This is a genomic window from Photobacterium sp. OFAV2-7 (assembly GCF_022347985.1).
In the GTDB taxonomy this organism is placed as follows: domain Bacteria; phylum Pseudomonadota; class Gammaproteobacteria; order Enterobacterales; family Vibrionaceae; genus Photobacterium.
In genome coordinates, this window is the sequence record NZ_JAKRFQ010000441.1 from 1 (window position 1) to 4,140 (window position 4,140).

Genomic DNA, 4,140 nt, shown 5'->3' on the forward strand with positions numbered 1-4,140 from the left:
CCGCCATTTCAATCGCTTGATAGATCCTACTGCGGGTGTGATAGAAGTCGATGGCAGCGATGTGATGTCCTTTGACGATAAGGCCTTACAGCAATTTCGTCGCCATAAGATGTCGATGGTATTCCAGCGCTTTGGGCTAATGCCGCATCGTAGTGTCTTGGATAATATTGGTTATGGGTTGCAGATTCAGGGGGTTGCGAAGCAGGAGCGTGAAAAGCAGGCGAGATACTGGCTAGAAACAGTAGGGCTTGACGGTTATGACAAGCATTTTCCCGCTAATCTGTCTGGTGGGCAGCAGCAGCGTGTTGGACTCGCTAGAGCCTTGTGCACCGATGCCGATATTCTGCTGATGGATGAGGCTTTCTCGGCACTGGATCCCCTGATCCGAAGCGAGATGCAAGATCAGCTTATTGAGTTGCAGGAAAAACTGCACAAGACAATTGTGTTTATCACTCATGATCTGGATGAGGCGCTGCGTCTTGGTGATCGTATTGCCATTTTGCGCGATGGCGTGTTGGTGCAGCAGGGAGAGCCGGTTGATATCTTGCTCCACCCTGCCGACGATTATGTTGAAGCCTTCGTGAAGGACGTAAACCGGGCACGAGCACTCACCGTCGAGACGGTGATGAAGCCACAGGTTTGCCGTATTTCAGCCGAGACTATCGGTGAGGCACTTACCGAGATGCGCAAGTCCAAGGATGACTACGGCTATTATATTAACGAAGATGGCTATCAGGGCGTGATTACCCAGGAAACACTCGAGGGTGTCGAGCAGTCTGAGTATGACAAGGCTATCGACCCGTCCTTGCTTGACAGTGTACCGGCAGTCCATACCGATGCTTTGCTTGAAGCGGTGATCCCTGAGACGCTCGACAGTGAGCATCCGCTACCTGTTATTAATGCTGAGGGCGATGTTGAAGGTCGACTGTCCCGTTCGACGCTTGCAGAAGTACTTAGTGATCAGGCGGGAAGTGAAGAGGACGATGAAAAGGCAAAAAAGCTGAAGGCGAATAAGTCGCTGGCTGCCTGATAGTGGCTTGGTTTAGGTATAGATGATGTAAATAAAACAAGGCCGCATTGCGCGGCCTTGTTTATTGGTGTTCTCTGTATTGGGGCTTTATCGTAGTAGCCGCCTTACCACTTACGCTTCGGCTGGAACAATACATCCAAATCATCCTGCTCTTTCTCGATGATTTGCTGGCGTTCCTGCTCGTGGTTCTGGTTTTGGCTGCTGTCTATTTCACCCAGCATTTTTTGCAGTTTTTCACGTGTCTGGTTGGCATAGTTGTCGTTCTTGCTTGCCAGCACATCAATGCCTTTTTTCAGCAGCTGCTTGGCCGTACCAAGCTGGCGTTTCATGCGGGCATCGTTGGCACGTTTAATCACGTTTTCAATGTTGATCCGAAGCTGGATGCCTTCAAGACGGGCATTCTCGGCCACAAATGCCTGAGTAGCAAATCGACCTTTGCTATGCTCGCTTTTAATCACGGTTTTCAGGCGTTTTACGAGCTGCAGCATTCCAATTGCCTGTTTATCCGTGCTCGGTACTTTAAAGGCTGCCACATCGGAATTGGAGTAGTTCTGCTGGAGCTGATTGATTTGCTCGGCAACATTTTTGATTCGCGCAGGCAGGTTTCTGTCCGAAGGATCAGCTTCGCTCATGCTCTCCAGCGCGTGCAAAATTCGTTGGTTCAGGCACACCAGAAGTTCTTTGCTGTACGGCAAATGGTGAGCATTACCGATAAGATCTTCAGTAGCATCAATGATAGCAATGAATTTGGCCAGCTCTTGGTGCTTCGCGCTTTCTAGACGTTGGCGATACTGGATAATGATGTTGTATCCAACAATCAGTATCAGCAACATAGAAATGAGGCCAATCATTAAAGGTATACTCATAAGATACGTCTGTCTTCCGTGCGTTTGGTCGAGCCCTATAAGATACACTATCTGGCAATTACGGCATAGCATGACAGTCAATTTTGCTACACTTGTCCGCTAATGCTCGGATAGATAAGTGGTTTTATCCATCGCGTATCAGACTTATCCGGAGCGTCGTTGCTATTCTATATGTGCGATTGGTTTTTATTGAGCAAAAACCGCGCTCGCATGCTGTAAAATCGTAAAGAAATGCTATGAAAATGAAGAGATTCGATATATAACATGATGAAATACATGGTTGCACTGATATGATGTAACGGACTATAAGTTGGGCGGTACCATGAAATTACAACAGTTAAGATATATTGTTGAGGTTGTTAATCATAACCTTAATGTCTCTTCTACAGCAGAGAGCCTATACACATCTCAGCCCGGCATCAGTAAGCAGGTTCGTTTGCTGGAGGATGAGCTGGGGATCCAAATTTTCGAACGTAGTGGTAAGCATCTGACCAAGGTAACACCGGCCGGTCAGGACATTGTCCGAATTTCCCGTGACATTTTATCACGCGTAGAGAGTATCAAGTCAGTCGCGGGCGAGCACACTCACCCGGAAATCGGAACCCTGAATATTGCCACAACGCATACTCAGGCCCGCTATGCACTACCTTCCGTGATTCAGGGCTTTACAGCAAGGTACCCTAAAGTCTCGTTACATATGCACCAGGGTACGCCATCCCAAATTGCTGATGCCGTTGCGAAGGGCACCACAGACTTCGCTATAGCCACCGAGGCGCTGCACTTATATCAAGATATGATCATGCTGCCTTGTTACCACTGGAATCGCTCCATTGTCGTTAAGGCTGATCATCCATTGGCCAAGAAGTCCGAAATTACTATTCATGACCTGGCTGCCTACTCCTTGGTCACTTATGTCTTCGGCTTTACCGGTCGATCAGAGCTGGACAGCGCGTTTAACCGCTCGGGGCTGACACCGAGAATTGTGTTTACCGCGACAGATGCCGACGTGATAAAGACCTATGTACGACTGGGGATCGGGGTTGGCGTGATTGCCAGCATGGCAATGGACCCGGCAACTGACGACGATCTGGTGGCGATAGATGCCAGTCACATCTTCGAAGCCAGCACGACCAAGATTGGGTTTAAGAAGGGAACCTTCCTTCGCACTTACATGTATGACTTTATGGAACGATTCGCCCCGCACCTGACGCGAAATGTGGTTGACCAGGCGGTGACGCTGAAAACCAACGCAGAAATCGAGGCAATGTTCTCGAGCATGGATTTGCCGGTTAAGTAGTAACATGACAAAGCGTTATAAGGGCTGCACTTGTGCGGCCCTTTCTTTTTGGTCAAAAGAATGAGTAAAAATAGCGGCTCTATTATAAAATGCCGGGCTGATCCCCATTTTTGCCTGAGAGTAGTCGTTTCATGACAGGGTATTCCCCACTGTATAGCCGCCTTGATGCACTGTTAACCTCAAATCGCGAGTTTTGGCAGTTTATGCCATTTGCCTCAAATCAACTGGTCTGGGTGCAAAGCCATCCCGGGCTTTGCCAGTGGCTGCTGTCGCTGGATGACGAGGCGATTGCACGCTATATCGAAGACGGCGACGCATTGTCACAGGCATTAGCCGAGTGGATCCCTGATGCCGCGGAGCTGTATCAGCTCGCGATGGCAGAATCTTACCCCAGCCAGCAAAAGTCTTTGCCTAAAGGGCTGGATGTTGGGATCCCCGGACGAAAGTGGCAACAGATCACTGCATTTAACCAAGTTATCCCGGCGTTAGAACTGCCATGGCTTGAGTGGTGTGCAGGTAAGGGGCATCTCGGCCGGGTACTGGCCGCGAGCCACGGCACAGCGGTTACTAGTCTGGAATGGCAACAGGCGTTGTGTGAAGAGGGGGAAGCGACTGCCCGCAAGCTTAAGTTACCGATTGATTTTATCCGGGGTGATGCCTTCGATCCGGCCAGCGAGCAGCATATCTGCTCACAGCAACATGCGGTTGCCCTGCACGCTTGTGGGGATTTGCATGTATCGCTATTGCAGCGTGTGGCTGCCAAGCAAGGCCGGGCCGTAAGTATTTCACCGTGTTGCTATCATTTGATCCGAGCGAAGCATTATCAGCCACTGTCGCGGATCGGCCGGCAAAGCAGATTGACATTAGGTAAGCATGACTTGAGGTTGCCGTTGCAGGAGACGGTGACGGCAGGCCAGCGTGTGCGCAAACAGCGATTTGTCGAAGTG

At 49.9% G+C, this 4,140-nt stretch carries 4 protein-coding genes; 3 read left to right on the plus strand and 1 reads right to left on the minus strand.

Annotation, left to right across the window (positions count from 1 at the left end; genetic code table 11):
- The coding region (locus MHN01_RS18540) for a glycine betaine/L-proline ABC transporter ATP-binding protein (protein WP_239412704.1) at positions 1-1,030 on the plus strand (1,030 nt) is incomplete at its 5' end.
- 104 nt (positions 1,031-1,134) lie between these two features.
- On the opposite strand, the gene MHN01_RS18545 is transcribed toward MHN01_RS18540, so the two are convergent.
- The gene (locus MHN01_RS18545) at positions 1,135-1,896 is read right to left on the minus strand and encodes a DNA repair protein (protein WP_239412705.1); all 762 of its coding nucleotides are present in this window, start codon (positions 1,894-1,896) and stop codon (positions 1,135-1,137) included.
- Between the two features lie 322 nt (positions 1,897-2,218).
- Between MHN01_RS18545 and cysB the strand changes: the two genes are divergently transcribed.
- Both cysB and MHN01_RS18555 read left to right on the plus strand, forming a co-directional pair.
- Entirely contained in the window at positions 2,219-3,193 is a 975-nt protein-coding gene (gene cysB / locus MHN01_RS18550; protein ID WP_239412706.1) for an HTH-type transcriptional regulator CysB, read from the plus strand.
- A gap of 131 nt (positions 3,194-3,324) precedes the next feature.
- Positions 3,325-4,140: methyltransferase (locus MHN01_RS18555; RefSeq protein ID WP_239412707.1), on the plus strand; the 816-nt coding region annotated here is incomplete at its 3' end.

Coding starts and splice junctions, on each gene's coding strand:
- MHN01_RS18545 (WP_239412705.1), bottom strand. CDS start 1,896: ATGAGTATACCTTTAATGATTGGCCTCATTTCTATGTTGCTGATACTG.
- cysB (WP_239412706.1), top strand. CDS start 2,219: ATGAAATTACAACAGTTAAGATATATTGTTGAGGTTGTTAATCATAAC.